This is a genomic window from Streptomyces sp. NC-S4 (genome assembly GCF_054353315.1).
Genome location: NZ_CM135937.1, coordinates 4,795,982 through 4,813,016, shown reverse-complemented (window position 1 = coordinate 4,813,016; position 17,035 = coordinate 4,795,982). Strand labels below are relative to the sequence as shown.

The window sequence follows — 17,035 nt, the reverse complement described above, 5'->3', positions numbered from 1 at the left end:
GTCCGTCGGGAAAGCCGGGTCAGCGGGCGGTGCGGTCCCGGTACGCCGCGAAGCGCTCGGCGATCTCCCGGGCCCGGCCCTCGGCCTCCGAGAGCTTCATCTCGGCGCAGTCGTAGCCGAGTTCCTCCTTCATGATCGCCATGGCGGAGGGCTCGAAGACGACGGTGCCGTCCGCGCGGATCTCGCTGATGCCGTCGTGCAGCTGCCCGGAGACGTTGATGGCGTGCGCCTCGTCCGCCGTCATCCCGTCGGGGAGCAGCGCACGGAACTTGCCGTTCTCGATCGCCACCGGGTAGCCGCCGAGCGCCCCGTCCGCGCCGGGCGCGTGGACCACCGCGTCGCGCCCGTCGGCGAGCGGCTCCAGCACGCTGAGCGCGGAGGACGCGGTCATCGTCTGGCCGGGCAGGCCGCCGGTGCGGCGGTACGCGCCGGGCAGGCGGTTCAGCAGCTCCGCGACGTCCAGCTCGCCGGTGACGTCGCGCCCGTCGAGGCGGATGCCGAGGCCCATGCCGGCCGGGCCGCTGTTGCCGGTGCGGGACAGGCGGTGCGAGACGTAGTGGTGGGCCACCAGGCGCACCTCCACGTCGGCGGCGCTGCGGCCGAGCTCGTCGGCGGCCACGGCGGTGATGCCGGGGACGTTGTTGGCGACGTTGCCGATGCCGATGTGCGGGGAGAGGCCGATCGCGGTGAGCGCGGGGTGCACGGCGTCGGGGTAGGCGGCGTTGACGACCAGGGCCTGGGTGCCGGACAGGCGCACGGCCTCCATGGCCTTCATCACCGGGACCAGGTGCATGGGCAGCCACGGGCCGTAGTTGGCTGCGTAGACCCGCTGGAAGGCGTCCTGCTGGAGGGTGGAGATGACCCACCAGGACTGGTAGCTGACGGCCAGGAAGATGATGTCGGGGTCGAAGGCGGATATCCGCTCGGCGGTCTGCGCCACGTCCGTGACGTCGGTCCGCGCGTGGCTGACCTCGTTGGTGTAGCCGCGCTGGACGCTGCAGAAGCGCGTCAGGTTGGCGGCCTTCAGGACGGTCTCCTCGTCGCGGCCGACGAGCTGGACGTGGCGGGGGTTCGGGCTGTGCGCCAGCTCGTGGAAGACCCGGCGGCCGATGTCGCCGGCACCCAGGACCATGATCTTGCGGGCGTTGTTCATGAGGTACCTCCGAAGGGGGCGGCAGCGGCGAAGGGGGCGGCGGCGGGCGCCATCAGATGGGCGTCGCGGACGAGCCGGGGCAGTGCGCGCATGGACGGGAAGGTGAGCGCGCCCTCCCGGTGCGGCGGGGTGGCCGGGTCGGCGGTGTACTGCAGGACCCGCATCCCGGCGGCCACGGCTGCGTCCACGCCGACCGGGCTGTCCTCGACCACGACGCACTCGCCGGGCGTGACACCGCAGCTCTCGGCGGCCCAGAGGAACAGCTTCGGGTCGGGCTTCCAGGCGTCGGCGTCGTACGCCGAGAAGAGCCGGCCGCCGAAGTGGTGCAGGATCCCGGCCTTCTCCAGCCGGCTGCGCATGATGGCGAGCGGGCTGTTGGAGGCCACGCACATGCGGTCGCCGACGGCGGCGGAGAGCTGTTCCAGGGCGTACGCGACGCCGTCGATGGGCTCGATGCGGTCGCCGATCAGCTCCTCGCACCGGGCGCGGGCGATCGCCATGGCGTCCTGCGGCGGGGCGTTGCCCGACAGGTCGGCCATCAGGTCGAAGCACTCCTGCATCTTCTTGCCGGAGAACAGCTCGTCCCGCTGGTCCTTGTCCAGCCGCAGGCCCATCATCTCGCCGACGTGGGCGATCCCGCCGTTCTCGGCGTCCTGCGTGTCGACCAGGACGCCGTCCAGGTCGAAGACGACGAACTCACCGGCTCCTGCGGGGAACTCACTCATAGTCGATCCAGTCCACGCTCTCGATGGCGGCGACGGTCGCGGCCAGTTCCTCATGGGTGGCGGCGGAGCCGATGACGGCCGCCGTGTTGCCGCGCGCACCGATCCGCCAGTCCACGTCGGCGCCCGGCTCGGCGAGGACGACGACCCGGTCGACGCGGTCGAGGCGGCGCAGTGCCGAGACGCCCCGGATGGCGCGCACCCGGCGGGCGCCGAGGGGCGGCACGGTCAGGTAGTGGAAGGCGATCGGCCCGCCCCGCTTGACCTCGGGGGTCTCGTACGGGAGGCCGAGCGCGGCGGCGACCGCGACGTACGCCGGGTCGGAGGTGCCGGAGCGGACCGCGAGGTCGTCGACCCAGGCGCCGAGCCTGCCGTTGACCTCGATGACCCGGGGGCCGTCGGCGGTCAGCTTGATCTCGACGTCGGCGACGCCGTGGATGTTCAGGGCGCGCACCGCGCGGCAGGCGAGGTCGCGGACCTCGCGTTCCTCGGCCTCCGGTACGACGGAGAAACCGCCGTAGCCGCCGCGCTCGCGGAACGGTTCGGCCAGGGCGAACTTGCTGGTGACGAAGACGGGCCGGACGTCGTCGCCGTCGGCGACGCAGTCGACCGCGATGTAGTCGCCCCAGGGCGCCGGGGTGGGCCGCCCGACGAGGAGCTCCTCCAGCATCACGGCCGTCTCGGCGGGCCCGCCGTCGGAACCGGTGAAGATCTCCGCGAGGGCGGCCCGGCACTCCTCGGGGGTGGCGACGGCCTGCGTGTTGCGGCTGGACGCGCCGATCACCGGCTTGATGATGGCCGGCAGTCCGACGTGGGCGATCGCCTCGTCGGCCTGGGCGGGACCGGTCAGGGTGCGGAAGCGCACGCTGTCGACGCCCGCCTCGGCGAACCGCAGTCGCTGCAGGTCCTTGTGGGTGATGGCATCGACGTCGGCCGGCCGGTGGTAGCGCAGGCCGAGCGCCTCGGCGAGCGCCACGGTGGGGGCGATCTGGAACTCGCTGAAGGTGATGATGCCCGCCGGGGCGAGCGCGCGCAGCGCCGCCTCGGTCTCGGCCCCGGTGCGGCCCGCGGTGTTCACCACGGTGCCGACCATCTCCAGGGTGGGGACCATCTCCTGGGCGTGCGCGGTGTCCGCGGTCACGAACACCAGGTCGCAGCCGGCCTGCCGGGCCGCCTCGGCGAGCCGGGTGGGGGCGAGGCTGCCTGCGTCGTAGACGACGAGCAGTACGGGGCGGGCGGGGGTCGCGGTCATGGGTCAGCCTCCGGCCGGGAACGCGCCGGTGCGGCGGGCGACGGTCAGGGCCCCCGCGAGCGACTCGACGGTCGAGTGGGTGAACAGGGTGCGCACGGGGATGTCCAGGCCGAATTCCTCCTGGAGCCGCAGCGCCACCCGGGTCGCGGTCAGCGAGTCGCCGCCCAGGTCGAAGAAGTCGTCCTCGGCGCCGACCTCGTCGGCGTACAGGGTCTCGGCCCACGCCCGGGCCACGGCCCGCTCGGCCGGGGTGCGGGGAGCGATGAACTCGGCCTCCAGGCCGGTGCGTTCGCCGTCCGGCGCGGGCAGCGCCCTGCGGTCGGTCTTGCCGCTGGTGGTCAGCGGCATCCGGTCCAGGAAGACGTACGTACCGGGCACCATGTAGCCGGGCAGGGTGCGGCCGCACCAGTCGCGCAGCGCGCCGATGCCGGGCGCCGGGCGGCCGGACGGCGGGACGACGTACGCGACGAGCGTCTTCTCACCGGGCACGTCCTCGCGGACCGTGACGACGCAGGCGCCGACGTCCTCGTGGGCCAGCAGCGCGGCCTCGATCTCGCCGAGTTCGATGCGGAACCCGCGGACCTTGACCTGGTGGTCGAGGCGGCCGAGGAACTCCAGGTCGCCGCCCGGCAGCCAGCGCACCAGGTCGCCGGTGCGGTAGACCCGGCCCGCGGCGAACGGGTTGCGGGTGAAGCGCTCGGCGGTCAGGTCCTCGCGGCCGAGGTAGCCGCGGGCCACGCCGGCCCCGCCGATGAGCAGTTCGCCGGGTACGCCGACGGGGACCGGACGGTCCGCGTCGTCGACGACGTACAGCTCGGTGCCGGCGGTGGGGCGGCCGATGGGGACGGCGCCGGCGGCGCCGGTGAGCTCGGCGACGGAGGCGTAGACGGTGGTCTCCGTCGGGCCGTAGCCGTTGAGGACCCTGGTGCCGGCGCGCAGCATCCGCGCGGCCAGTCCGGCGGGCAGGGCCTCCCCGGCGGCGAAGATCTCCAGGGCGCGCGGCCGGTCGCCGAGGGCGTCCAGGAGCGGGCGCAGCGCGGACGGCGTGGCCTGTACGAGGGTGACGGCGTGCCGGTCGATCAGCCCGACGAGGGCGGGCGGGTTGTGGATCTGGTCCTGGTACGCGCCGATGATCCGGCCGCCGGTGATCAGTGGCAGGAACACCTCGACGCCCGCGATGTCGAAGGTGGCCGAGGTGGTGAACAGGACCCGCTCGTTCGCCGGCGCCGGGAAGGTCTCCCGCATGCCGCACAGCAGGTTGTGGAAGCCGCCCCGGGTGACGGCGACGCCCTTGGGGGTGCCCGTGGAGCCGGAGGTGTAGAGGACGTAGGCGAGGTGCCCGGGCCCGGCGGCGGCCGCCGCCTCCACGACGGGGGCGGCGGCGATCGCCGCGGCGTCGGTGTCGACCGCGACGAGGGTGCGCGGCGCCGCGCCGTCGCCGGACAGCCGGCCGCGCAGCGACTCCTGGGTGACGACCACCGGTGCGGCCGTGTCCCGCAGGACGAACTCCAGGCGGTCGACCGGGTGCTGGGGGTCGAGCGGCACGTAGGCCGCGCCCGACCGGAGCACCGCGAGCAGCGCCACGATCAGTTCGGGGCCGCGCTCCAGACAGACGGCGACGGGCACGTCGGGGCCCGCGCCGAGGCCGCGCAGGTGGTGGGCGAGGCGGTCGGCGCGGGCGTCGAGCTCCCGGTAGCCGACCTCCTCGGCGCCGAAGACGACCGCGACGGCGTCGGGGACGCGCCGGGCCTGCTCGGCGACCAGAGCGGCCACGTCGGCGTCCGCCCCTGGGAACGCGGCGCGGCCGCGGCCCCGGCCGGTGAGCAGCAGCTCGCGCTCGGCGGCGCCGAGCGGGTCGAGCTCGTCCAGTGCGATGCCGGGGGTCTCGGCGATCGCGGTGAGCAGGGTGAGGTAGCCGTCGGTGAGCCGCTCCGCGCTCGCCGCGTCGAACAGCTCGGCGGCGAATTCGACGCGCAGGCCGAGGCCGTCCCGGCCGGGGGCGGGGTCGAGCGCCAGGGTGAGGTCGGGCGGGCAGACGCCCTCGGCCCGGTAGGCCGGCCCGTCCGTGAACAGGGCCTGGAACACCGGGTGGTGGCCGTCGGCGCCGGGTCCGGACGCGGCGGCGAGGCGGGCCGGGGGCAGCGCGGCGGCCCGGCCGCGGGTCAGCGCGGCATCGGTCCGCGCCACGAACTCGGCGAAGGCCGGGCCCGCGGCCAGGTCGGCGCGGACGACGGCCAGGGCGCCGTCGGGGCCCGCGACGCCCACCGCGAGGTCGCGCCGGCGGGTCCACCGGCCGAGCAGCACCTGGTAGGCGGCGAGCAGCAGGGCGGACAGCGGGGCGCCGTACTCGGCGGCCGCCTTGTCCAGTGCCTGCGCGGTGCCCGCCGGGACGGTGCGGGTGAGGTGGCCCAGGGCGCCGGTGCGCGCCGAGGGGCGCGGCCGGTCGGTGGCCGGCTCCAGCGGTTCCAGGTCCGCCAGTTCGGTTCGCCAGTACTCCAGCGCGTCGGTCATGACCCCTCCGTCGTGTCGAGGATCCGCGCCAGTGCCTTGCGGTCCGTCTTTCCGTTGTCGTTGAGCGGCAGCCCGCCCGGCAGGTGGATGAGCGAGGCGGGCACCATGTGCAGCGGCAGCAGCTCGCGCAGCCAGGCGTCGAAGCGCTCGGGGTCCACCTCGCGGCCCGCGTAGGCGCCGACCAGCTCGGTCTCGCCGTCCGGGCCGGGCAGGGCGAGCACCGCGGCGTCGATGACGTGCGGGTGGCGGTGCACGGCCGCCTCCACCTCGCCGAGCTCGATGCGGAAGCCGCGTACCTTGACCTGCTGGTCGAGGCGGCCCCAGTGCACGTAGAGCCCGTTCTCGCGCCGGACCCGGTCGCCGGTGCGGTACCAGTGGCGGTCGGTCAGCGCGGTGCTGCCGTCGTAGCCCTCGGCGGGGCCGGCGCCGGGCTCGTAGGACACGAACCGTCCGGCGTTCTCGCGCGGGTCGAGGTAGCCGCCGAAGCGCTGCGCGCCGCGCACGCACAGCTCGCCCTCGTCGGCCGCCAGGCCGTCCCCGTCCAGCAGCACCATCTCGTTGCCGGGGAACGGGACGCCGATCGGCACGGTGCCGTTGGAGAACTCCGGCCAGTCCTCGGCCGGTCCGTACAGCGCGTGGTTGGTGCAGCACACGGTCAGCTCGGTCGGCCCGTACACGTTGTGGATCACGGCGTTCGGGGCGACCGCGCGCCAGAGTTCGGCGTGCTGCGCGGTGACCGGCTCGGCGCCGAACATGCTGTGCCGCAGGTTCACGGCACGGCCCAGCGGCAGGTTCCCGAGCCGCTGGGCCTCCCGGATCACCGAGGGCACCGAGAACCAGTGGGTGAGCTCGCGCTCGACGATGAAGTCGACCGGCCGGTAGAGGTCGGCGACGAGCGGCACCACCAGCGTGGCCCCGCCGCCCCAGGTGGCGAACAGGTCGATGACGCTCGCGTCGAAGGTCAGGCCGAAGGTCTGCGTGAGCCGGGCGCCCGGCGCCATCTCGTAGCGCCCGATGTTGTGCTCGATGAACAGCGAGGTGTTCCGGTGCCGGATCGGCACGCCCTTGGGCTGGCCGGTGGAACCGGACGTGAACATCAGGTACGCCTCGCGGTCCGGGTCGTCCGGGACCGGCGGCAGCGACTGCTCCAGCACGCCGGCCGCGGCCGGGGACACCCGCTCGTCCTCGTCGAGGCCGAGGACGGTGGGCCGGTGGCGCTCGGGCAGCCGGGTGAACAGGCCGGCGGACCGGGTGTCCACCAGGGCCACCTCGACGCCGGCCCGCTGGGCGATGTCGAGGTTGCGCTGTGCGGGGTAGTCGGGGTTGAGCGGGACGACGGCCGCGCCGAGCCGCTGGATCGCCAGGTAGCCGGCGTACGCGGCGACCGAGCGGGTCGCGGCGAGCGCCACCCGGGCGGGCAGCGAGCCGTGCTTGGCGGCGATGCGGTCGGCGAGGGTGAGCGCGAGCGCGCGCACCTCGCCGTAGGTCAGTACCTCGTCGCCGATCTCCAGGGCGGGCAGGCCGGGGTGACGCAGGGCCGATTCCTCGAACCACTGGTAGAGCGTGCGCTGTTGCCGGTCGTTCATCGCTTCCTCGGTATCGGTGTGCTGGTCTGGCGGGTGCGGCCGCGGGCGCGCATGGCCTCGGCGCGGGCCTGGGCCCGGCTCGCTCCGCGCCCCCCGGCGGCCGACGGGGCGTCCGTGGCGGGGGCGCCGCCCAGGAACGCGGCCATGGCCCGGACGGTGGAGTGCCGGAACAGGTCCACCACGTCGACCTCGCGGTCCAGTGCGGTACGCAGCCGGTCGCGCAGCCGGATCAGGAGCAGCGAGTTGCCTCCGGCGTCGAAGAAGTTCTCCGACGCCGCGACGGTGCGGCCCAGCACCTGCTCCCAGGCCGCGGCGACGGTCCGTTCGGTGTCGCTCGCCGGCTGCGCGCCGTCCCCGTCGGCCGGCTGCGCGGCCTCGGCGGCGGCCGCCTCGGCGAGGAGCTTGGCGACGGCCTCCCGGTCGGGGCGGCCGCCCGGCAGCAGCGGAAGCCGGGCGGTCAGGTGCAGCTGGGCGGGCAGCAGGTGGCCGGGCAGCAGGTCCCGCAGGTGGGTACGGAGGGCTTCGGCGGTCGGGGCCGTGCCCGGCCGGGCCGCCACGGCCGCCGCGAGGGAGCCGTCCGCCGGGTCGGTCAGGACCTGCGCCCGCAGGACATCGGGGTGCGCGAGCAGCGCGGCCTCGACGTCGAGGGCGGCCACGCGGACGCCCCGCACCAGGGTGTGGTCGGCGGCCCGGCCGGCGAGGACGATCCGCCCGTCGGGGAGCAGCCGGGCCAGGTCGCCGGTGGCGAACAGGCGGGCGCCGGGCTCCCCGCCGTACGGGTCGGGCACGAAGCGCTCGGCGGTGGCGCGCGCCCGGTCCAGGTAGCCGCGGGTGACGGCAGGGCCGCCGATGTGCAGCTCGCCGATCGCGCCGGTGGCCGCGATCGCGCCGCGCGCGTCCAGGACGTACGCCGCCGCGCCGGCCGCCGGCCCCAGCGGCAGGGGGCCGTGGTCCTCTCCCTCCGGGGACCGCGCCGGGCCCCCGAGCGCGGGACCGGCCGTCTCGGCGCACGTGTACAGCTGGTGCACGTCGGCGGCGCCGGCGGCCACCGCGGCCGCGAGGACGGCGGGGAACAGCGGCTCGCCCGTGGTGAGTACGGGGATCCGCGCGCCGCTCGTGAGCAGCCCCGCGAGCTCGGCCGGGGCCGCGAGCACGGTGGCCGCGTCGCCGCCGGCGGGGACGACCGCGCGGCCGCCCCGGGTCAGCGGTCCGAACAGCTCCAGGAACGCGGCCGGCGAGTCCGGGGCCGCGAGCAGGGCGACCGCGTCGAAGGCGGCCCCGGGCAGCTCGCGGTGGGCCCAGCGCAGCCGGGACACCAGGTTGCGGTGCTCGGCGACGACCGCGCGCGGCTCGCCGGTGACACCGGCCGTGCGCAGCACCCAGGCGGCGCCGCGCGCGGTGATCTCCGCGGCCGCGGGCGCCGCCGCGTCCTCGTCGGTCGCGTCCTCGTCGGCGGCGTCCTCCGGGTCGAGCACGGTGACCTGGGTGTGGTCGAACAGCGCACCGGAGTAGGTGTCGGCGAGGACCGTCCGCAGCCCCGCGTCGTCCACGGCGAGCCGCAGCAGGAAGGCGGGCAGTTCCGGGTCGAGCGGTACGCACGTGGCGCCCGCCCGGACCACGCCGAGCTGGGCCGCGGCCAGCGCGAAGGACTTCGGGACGCACACCCCGACGGGGGTCTCGGGGCCGGCCCCGAGCGCCCGCAGGCGCGCCGCCACCCGGTCCGCCGCGCGGTCGAGTTCGCGGTACGTCCAGGTGCGCGCCCCAGCGGCCACGGCGACCGCGTCGGGGGTGCGGGCGATCTGCTCGGCGACCAGCCCGTGCAGGGTGCTCTCGTCCTCGCCCTCGTGCGCCGCCACCGGAGCCGGGGCCCCGGTGTGCAGCAGCGCCGAGACCCGGGACTCCGGGTCCGCGCCGATCCGCTCCAGGACGGTGACCAGCCGGTCGAGCAGCAGCCGGGCGGTGGCCTCGTCGAAGAGGTCGGCGCGGTAGTCCGCGAGGGCCAGCAGGCCGTCCTCGGTCTCCACGGTGTCGATCGCCAGATCGGTCTTCATGGTGGGCAGGCGCAGCTCGGCCGCGCCGAACCGGGCGCCGGCCGCCTCGTGGACGGGCGCGGCCGGGGCGTGCGTGTACATGACCTGGTAGAGCGGGTGGTAGCTCGGGTCGCGGGCGAGTCCGAGCCGGTCCATGACCTCGTCGACGAGCAGGTCGGGGTGGTCGAGGGCGTCGAGGAGGTCCCCGCGCACCCGGCCGATCAGGTCGGTGAACTCCGGGTCGTCGGCGAGCTCGCCGCGCAGGACGACGGGCCGGGTGAGGTAGCCGATGACGCCGGCGCTCTCGGTGGTGTCGCGGCCGGAAACGGCCATGCCGGTCAGCACGTCGGTCCCGCCGTACTGGCTGAGCACCACGTCCACGGCGGCCTTGAGGACCATGAACAGGCTGGCGCGCCTGCTGCGGGCCAGGCGCCGCAGCGGCTCCACGACCGGCTCGGGAACGACGGTGGTGACCCGGGCCCCGGTGTGCCCGGCACGCGCCCGGCGGGGCCCGGAGAGCGGCAGTTCGAGGAGTGCGGGGGCGCCGGCCAGGCGCTGCGTCCAGTAGGCGAGCCGTTCGGGCGCGGCCTCCTCGTCCAGCGTGGTGCGCGTGGCGAGGAACTGCCCGTACCCGACGGCGGGACGGGGCAGCGGGTCGGCGAGGCCGTCCGCGAACGCCCCGTACAGGGTGACGAGTTCGGCGGTGAACAGCTCCAGCGAGGCCCCGTCGAACACGATGTGGTGGACGCCGACGAGGAGCTGGTGGTGCGCCTCGGACAGCCGCAGCAGCTCGGTCCGCAGCAGCGGCCCGCCGTCGAGGTCGAAGGGGGTGCGGGCGAAGGCGTCCGCGCGGGCGGCGGCCTCCTCGCGCGTCACCTCGACCCGGTCGAGGGCGAACGGGCCGGGCGCGCCGATCTCCTGTACGGGCTCGCCGCCGGCGTCCCGCACGATGCGCACGCGCAGCGCGTCGTGCCGCCGGACGAGGGTGTCCAGGGCGTGCCGCAGGGCGTCGGCGTCGAGCGGGCCCTCGATGGTGACGGCGAAGGGAATGCTGAAGAACGGGTCGCCGGGCCGGAGCTGGCCGAGGGCCCACAGCCTGCGCTGGGCGGGGGTCAGGGGAAGGACGGGCAGGGGAAGCGTGCTCATGCGACGGCCTCCGGTTCCGGGGTGCCCGCCTCGTCGCCGCGGCCGCCGCGCGGCCGGGGGACGAGCAGGACGAGGGCGGCGACGACCAGGACGGCACCGGCCACCACGATGGACTCGGCGATGCCGACGAGCCCGGCGAGCAGGCCGCCGACGACCACGCCGAGGACGGTGAAGTTGACCATCAGGGCGTTGAGCAGGCCGACACCGCGGCCGCGCAGCTCCTCGGGCAGGTCGCTCAGCAGCGTGTTGGCGACCGGCACCTGGAAGAGCCCCGAGCCGAGGCCGGCCAGGACGCACCAGAGCAGGACGACCGTCAGACCGAGTGCGCCCTGGTCGGTGGCCTCCCATGCGGTGCCCGTGGGGGCGAGCAGCAGCAGGGAGGCGCCGAAGAGCACGATCGATCCGATGAGCAGCCCCCGGTCGGAGAACCGGCGCACCAGCGGCGGTCCGGTGAGCGCGCCGATCACGCAGCCCGCGCCGAAGGCGGCCTGGGCCAGTCCGTACTCGAAGGCGGGCAGCTCGAAGACGCTCAGGAGCTGGGAGTTGAGGTTGGTGGTGAACAGGCCGAGGACCAGCATCACCGGGACCATGACGATCGCCAGGAAGCGCAGCGAGGGCACGGCGAGCACACCGGAGATGCCGGTGCGCAGCGACTGCCAGTACCCCTCGCGGCCGCTGTCGGCGCCCCGCACGGGCACCTCCCGCAGCACCGCCATGCTGGCGAGCAGCACCGCCGAGAACACGAACGTCGCGGCGTCGAGCACGAAGACCGCGGTCACGCTGCCGAAGGCGATGAGCAGCCCGCCGAGCGCCGGGCCCACCAGGTTGAGGGTGTGGTTGGTGGACTGGAAGAGGGCGACGGCCGTGGGGATGCTGTGCCCGCGCACGATCAGCGGGATCGCGGTGATGCGGGCCGTCTCGAAGAAGGCCTTGGCGATGCCGCTGAGCAGGATGAGCACGAGCAGCAGCAGCGGCGAGTCGCGTACGACGATCATCGCGAGCACCAGGACGACGCGGACCAGGTCCGAGCCGACCATGAGCAGCCGGGCCGGCAGCCGGTCGGCCAGCGGTCCCACGAACGCGCCGAGCACGCCGAAGGGCAGCAGCTGCGCGATGACGACCAGGGACACGTACAGGACCGGGTCGTCGGTCTCGGTGGCCACCACGTAGATCAGGGTGATCTTCGTGATGGCGTCACCGAGGAAGGAGGCGACGACGGCCAGCCAGTACCGGATGTAGGTCCGGTCCTTCAGCAGCTCAAGCATGGTCTCCCCCGCCGTTCCCGGCAGCGCCGTTCAGTACCTCGTTGAGGACTTCGGCGACGCCCTCGATGTGGGGGTGGCGCATCATCGTGTAGTGGTTGCCGCCGACCGTGCGGACGTCGAAGTGCTGCCCGGTCAGCTCGTTCCAGGAGGTCGCGAGGTCCCACTCCTCCTCGTCGGCGCGGATCAGCGTGACCTTGCCCTTGACGGGGGCGGGCCGGAAGTTCCACACGAGGCGCAGGTTGGCGACCCACAGCTCGTAGATGTCGCGGATCTGCTCGCGGCCGGCGTCCGGCGGCAGGTAGTCGCACTCGCGGGCGATGCCGAGCAGGTAGTCGAGGTGCTCGTCCTCGTCCATGGTCTGCAGTTCGGCGAGCGGCCTCAGGCGCCGTCCGTAGTCCCACTGCAGGTTGGCGGCGATGGCCTCGACGATCTCGGCCGGGTCCGGCTCGGAGCCGGCCGGCACCACGGCGGGCGCGTGCGCGTCCATCATGACCACCGACACCTCGGCGCCGCTCTTCTCCAGCTCCCCCGCGACGGCGAAGGCGTTGGCACCGCCGTAGCACCAGCCGGCCACCGTGTAGGGACCCTCGGGCTGGGTCTCGCGGATCAGCGCGGCGTACTGGGCGGCGCGGTCGCCGAAGCCGGTGAACGGCAGCTCGCCGTCGACCGGCGGCGGCGAGGCCAGCGCGTACAGCGGGCGCCCGGCGGGCTCGACGAGCGCGGCGAACGGCATGTAGCAGACGACCTCGCTGCCGGCCGGGTGGGCGAAGAACACCGGGGAGCCGGTGCCGTCTCCGGAGCCGAGCTCGACCAGGTGCACCCCGGTCTCGTCCTGGTAGCCCTCGCGCAGCATCCGGGCGAACCGCTCGACGGTGGCGCCCCGGAAGATCGCCGCCATCGGGAGCTGCTGCCCGAACCGCTTCTCGATCTCCGCCATCAGGCGCAGCACGAGCAGCGAGTGGCCGCCCAGGTCGAAGAACCGGTCGTGCAGGCCGATCGGGGAGACCCCGAGGACCTCCTCCCAGATGTGCGCGACCTCCAGCTCGACGGCGTCGCGCGGCGGCACGTAGCTCGCCGCGTCCCGCTCGGCGGCGGGGGCGGGCAGCGCCCGGCGGTCGATCTTGCCACTGGTGTTCAGCGGGAAGGTCTCCAGGCGGACGATCGCCGCGGGGACCATGTAGTCGGGCAGGAAGCCGCGCAGGTGCTCGCGCAGCTCCTCGGCGGTCAGCGCCTCGTCGGCGGACTCCACGTACCCGGTGAGCCGCTTGTCGCCGGGGCGGTCCTCGCGGACCAGGGCGACCGCGCGGCGCACCGCCGGGTGCTCCTCCAGCCGGGCCTCGATCTCGCCCAGCTCGATGCGGAAGCCGCGCAGCTTGACCTGGCCGTCGTCGCGGCCGAGGAAGACGAGCGTGCCGTCCTCGCGCAGCCGCGCCTTGTCGCCGGTGAAGTAGAGGCGGGCGCCGGGGCGGCCGCTGAACGGGTCGGGCACGAACCGCTCGGCGGTCAGGCCGGGCCGGCCGCGGTAGCCGCGGGCGACGCCGGTGCCGCCCAGGTACAGGTCACCGGGCATGCCGACGGGGACCGGGGCGAACCGCTCGTCCAGGACGTACACCTGGGTGTTGTCGAGCGGCCGGCCGATGGAGATCTGCTCGGTGCCGCTGTCCAGGCGCTGGAAGGTGGACCAGATGGTGGTCTCGGTGGGGCCGTACACGTTCCAGGTGCGGCCGGGCCCGCGGACCAGCTGCTCGGCCAGGGCGGGCGGCAGGGCCTCGCCGCCGACCAGGACGCGCAGCGAGCCGTCGTTGTGCCAGCCCGCTTCCACCAGCAGGTGCCAGGTGGCGGGGGTGGCCTGCATGACGGTCGCGCCGGTCTCGGCGAGCAGCTCGGCGAGCCGCCGTCCGTCGACGGCCTGCTCCTTGGTGACGACGTGCACCCGGGCCCCGCTGATCAGCGGGGCGTACAGCTCCAGGCCCGCGATGTCGAAGGTGACGGGGGTGACGGCGGCGAGCGTGTCGCCGGGGGCGAGCCCGGTCTCGCGGGCCATCGCGAGGAGCAGGTTGACCAGGTTGCGGTGGGTCACCTCGACGCCCTTGGGACGGCCGGTGGAGCCGGAGGTGAAGATGACGTACGCGAGCCGGTCCTCGCCGGCGGCTGGCTTCGCCGGGACCGCGGGCGCGGCGGCGATCGCCTCGGCGTCGCCGTCCAGGAGGACGCGCTCGCCGGGGCAGTCGGCGAGCGCGCCGAGCAGCCCGTCCCGGGTGAGCAGGAAGCCGGTGCCGGCGTCGCCGGTCATGTCGGCGAGGCGCTGCGCCGGGTAGGCGGCGTCGAGCGGGAGGTAGGCGCCGCCCGACATGAGCACGCCGAGCAGGGCGACGACGAGGTCCACCGAGCGGTCCAGGCAGACGCCGACGACGGTCTCGGGGACGACGCCCCGCGCCTGGAGGTGGGACGCCAGCCGGCCGGAGCGCTCCAGGAGTTCGCCGTACGTCAGCCGCTCGTCGCCGCAGGAGACGGCGACCGCGTCGGGGGTGGCGGCGGCCCGGCGGCGCACCAGGTCGTCCAGGCCGAGGCCCGGCTCGCGCTCGGCCTCGGTGCTGTTCCACTCGACGAGCAGGGTGTGCGCCTCGGCGGCGTCGACCAGGGACAGGTCCTCGACGGTGCGTCCCGCGTCCTCGGTCATCTGCTCCAGGAGGCGCACGACCTGGCGGGCCATCCGCGCCATCGTGCTCTCGTCGAACAGGTCGGTGTTGTACTCGAACAGGCCGTGCAGGTGGTCGGCGGCGAGCTGCGGGTCGTCGAGGAACCCGAGGAACACGTCGTCCTTGGCGGTGGCGTTGTCGAGCATCAGCTCCTCGACGCGCAGCCCGGCCATCGGCGGCGGGTCCTCGTGGACGAAGTCGACCAGGATGAAGGAGGCCTGGTAGATCGGGGTGCGGCTGGGGTCGCGGGGGATGTCTAGCTCGTCCAGCAGGGTGCCGAACGGGATGTCGAAGTGGTCGAAGGCGCCCAGCATGGTGGAGCGGGTCGCCCGGAGCAGCTCGCGCACCGTCATCGCGGGCGAGACCGTGGTGCGCAGCGGCAGCATCGTGAGGAAGTAGCCGATCATCGGCTCGGTCTCGGGCCTGCCGCGGGTCGACGAGGTGGTGCCGACGACGACGTCCTGCTGGCCGGTGAGCCGGTGCAGCAGCGTCTTCCACGCGGCCAGCAGCACGATGTTGATCGTGACGTCCTCGCGCTTGGCGAGGTCGCGGATCGCCCGGGTCAGCTCCGGGGTGAGCGGGAACTGGTAGCGGGCGCCGTTGGAGGTCATGACCGGCGGGCGCGGCCGGTCGGTGGGCAGCTCCAGAACCAGTTCGGCGCCTTCGAGCTGCTTCTTCCAGTACGGCAGGTGCTTGTGCCGGACCTCCTCGCGCAGCCACTGCGGCTGCCACTCGGAGTAGTCCGCGTAGTGCACCTCGACGGGCGGCAGCTCGGGCTCCCGGCCCGTCGCGAACGCCGTGTAGAACTCGGCGAACTCGGCGTTGAAGATGCCCATCGAGCCGCGGTCCCAGACCAGGTGGTCGACGGTGCCGACGAGCACGTGCTGGTCGTCGGCGACCCGCAGCACCGCGATGCGCAGCAGCGGCCCCTCGACCAGGTCGAAGGGGGCGCGCATCTCCTCGGTGGCCAGGCGCGTCAGCTCCGCATCGCGCCGCTCCTCGGGTACGGAGCGCAGGTCGACGTGGCGGACCGGCACCTCCATGGCCGGGTGGACGACCTGGACGGGGGTGTGGCCGTCCTGCTCGAAGGTGGTGCGCATCGCCTCGTGGCGGTCCACGAAGGCGTCGGTGGCGCGCTGGAGGGCGTCCCGGTCCAGCTCGCCGTGCAGCTTCGAGGCGAAGTACACGTTGTAGAGGGGGTCTTCGGCGTCGAACTGGTGGATGAGCCAGATGCGCTCCTGGTCCACCGTGAGCGGCACCCGGTCACCGCCCGTGCGCCGGGGGATGGGGCCGGCCGTCGCGGGCGTCTGCGCGCGCTCGCGCATCTTCTGGTCCAGGAGGGCCCGCTGGGCCGGGGTGAGCCCGGCCAGCCGGCTGGCGAGTTCGGTCACGACTGCTCTCCTTCGGCGGCGGCCTCGGCGGCCCGGTACCGGTTCTTGAGTTCGGTGAGGTGTTCCAGGCCCTTCACGACCCGGCCCGGCGCGAGGCCGAAGTCGACCAGGCAGGCCACCTCGTCCACGCCGATGTCGACCAGGTCCTCGATGAGGGACTCGCACTTGTCGGGCGTGCCGAGCAGCGCGAGCGTGTCGAAGTACCGCTCGAAGGTGGCGTTCAGCATCACGTCGCGCTCGGCCTCGGAGAGCTTGGAGTACTCGCTGCCGAAGCTGTCCTGCTGCGCGAGGAAGGTCTTGAGGTAGCCGGTCAGCGGCTCGCGCACGGTCTCCCGGGCGCTCTCGTCGTCGGAGTCCAGGTACGTGTGGACCATCGCGGTGACCTTGGCGCGGGACGGGTCGTGCCCGGCCCCGACGAGCGCCTCGCGGTAGGCGGCGATCTTGTCCTTGAGGTCGGCGGGCCGCTGGGCGACGAGACCGGTCAGCAGGTACGCGCCGGCCTCACCGGCCTTGACGAACGTCTCGGGGCTGCCCTGCGCCGACACCCACACCGGGAGCTCGGGCTGGATGGGGCGCGGCAGGGTGCGCACCGACTGGAGCGAGCCGTCGGCGCGCGGCAGTTCGACGCTCTCCCCGGCCCACAGCCGCTGGATCGTCCCGATCGCCTCGAACATCTCCTCCTTGCGGCGCGGGTAGCGCTGCTGCCCGTCGCCGGGGGCCAGGAGGAAGTCGTCGGGGTGCCAGCCGGAGGCCGCGGAGATCGCCGCCCGCCCGCCGGACAGGTTGTCGACGACCGCCCATTCCTCGGCCACCCGCACCGGGTGGTGCAGCGGCAGGACGCAGCTGCCCGCCCGGATCTGGATCGACTGCGTCTGCACGGCGATGGCCGCGGCCAGGACCGACGGGTTGGGGTAGAGCCCGCCGAAGTCCACGAAGTGCCGCTCGGGCACCCAGATCCCGGCGAAGCCGTTGGCGTCGGCGATGCGGGCGCTCTCCATGAGGAGGTCGTACTTCCCCGGGCCGGCGGCGGTGCCGTCGCCGGAGAAGAAGAACAGGCTGAACTCCATGGTGCTGCCCGGGCGCCGGGTGCGGCGCGGCGCGGCGGCCTGCCGGCCGCCGGCCTTCTCCCCCGCGTCCACGGTGGCGGGCGCCTTCAGGCCGCGCTCGCGCATCGCGCGCAGCAGGACCTCGCGCTGGTCCGGGCTGAGCGAGGCGAGCCGCTCCTGGAGCATGCGGGCCTGCGCCGCCTCGGCGTCGGTGGTCGTCTTCTCGTCAGCCAT

The 17,035-nt window shown here is 74.5% G+C and carries 9 protein-coding genes; all 9 read right to left on the bottom strand.

Annotated elements, in window-relative coordinates; translation table 11 throughout:
• Nucleotides 1–19: 19 nt before the first annotated feature.
• From ACXNSR_RS21565 to ACXNSR_RS21525, 9 genes are read right to left on the bottom strand one after another with little or no spacing between them, the layout of a single operon-like run.
• Entirely contained in the window at nucleotides 20–1,153 is a 1,134-nt protein-coding gene (locus tag ACXNSR_RS21565) for a hypothetical protein (RefSeq protein ID WP_458637173.1), read from the bottom strand.
• Nucleotides 1,150–1,878 (bottom strand): HAD family hydrolase, encoded by a 729-nt coding sequence (locus tag ACXNSR_RS21560; protein ID WP_458637172.1) that lies wholly within the window; start codon nucleotides 1,876–1,878, stop codon nucleotides 1,150–1,152. Before ACXNSR_RS21560 ends, ACXNSR_RS21565 begins: the two co-directional genes overlap by 4 nt.
• Complete coding sequence (locus ACXNSR_RS21555; protein ID WP_458637171.1) at nucleotides 1,871–3,127, bottom strand: ATP-grasp domain-containing protein; 1,257 nt, start codon at nucleotides 3,125–3,127, stop codon at nucleotides 1,871–1,873. Before ACXNSR_RS21555 ends, ACXNSR_RS21560 begins: the two co-directional genes overlap by 8 nt.
• Nucleotides 3,128–3,130: 3 nt before the next feature.
• Nucleotides 3,131–5,638 carry a non-ribosomal peptide synthetase gene (locus ACXNSR_RS21550; RefSeq protein WP_458637170.1) on the bottom strand — a complete coding sequence of 836 codons (2,508 nt, stop codon included), beginning with the start codon at nucleotides 5,636–5,638 and terminating at the stop codon, nucleotides 3,131–3,133.
• Nucleotides 5,635–7,224 carry an AMP-binding protein gene (locus tag ACXNSR_RS21545; protein WP_458637169.1) on the bottom strand — a complete coding sequence of 530 codons (1,590 nt, stop codon included), beginning with the start codon at nucleotides 7,222–7,224 and terminating at the stop codon, nucleotides 5,635–5,637. Before ACXNSR_RS21545 ends, ACXNSR_RS21550 begins: the two co-directional genes overlap by 4 nt.
• Nucleotides 7,221–10,400: a condensation domain-containing protein gene (locus ACXNSR_RS21540; RefSeq protein WP_458637168.1), complete on the bottom strand. Its 3,180-nt coding sequence runs from the start codon at nucleotides 10,398–10,400 to the stop codon at nucleotides 7,221–7,223. Before ACXNSR_RS21540 ends, ACXNSR_RS21545 begins: the two co-directional genes overlap by 4 nt.
• Nucleotides 10,397–11,665, bottom strand: coding sequence for an MFS transporter (locus tag ACXNSR_RS21535; protein WP_458637167.1), 1,269 nt, complete (start codon nucleotides 11,663–11,665; stop codon nucleotides 10,397–10,399). Before ACXNSR_RS21535 ends, ACXNSR_RS21540 begins: the two co-directional genes overlap by 4 nt.
• Nucleotides 11,658–15,755, bottom strand: coding sequence for a non-ribosomal peptide synthetase (locus tag ACXNSR_RS21530; RefSeq protein ID WP_458637166.1), 4,098 nt, complete (start codon nucleotides 15,753–15,755; stop codon nucleotides 11,658–11,660). Before ACXNSR_RS21530 ends, ACXNSR_RS21535 begins: the two co-directional genes overlap by 8 nt.
• Nucleotides 15,752–17,035, bottom strand: coding sequence for a MupA/Atu3671 family FMN-dependent luciferase-like monooxygenase (locus tag ACXNSR_RS21525; RefSeq protein ID WP_458637165.1), 1,284 nt, complete (start codon nucleotides 17,033–17,035; stop codon nucleotides 15,752–15,754). Before ACXNSR_RS21525 ends, ACXNSR_RS21530 begins: the two co-directional genes overlap by 4 nt.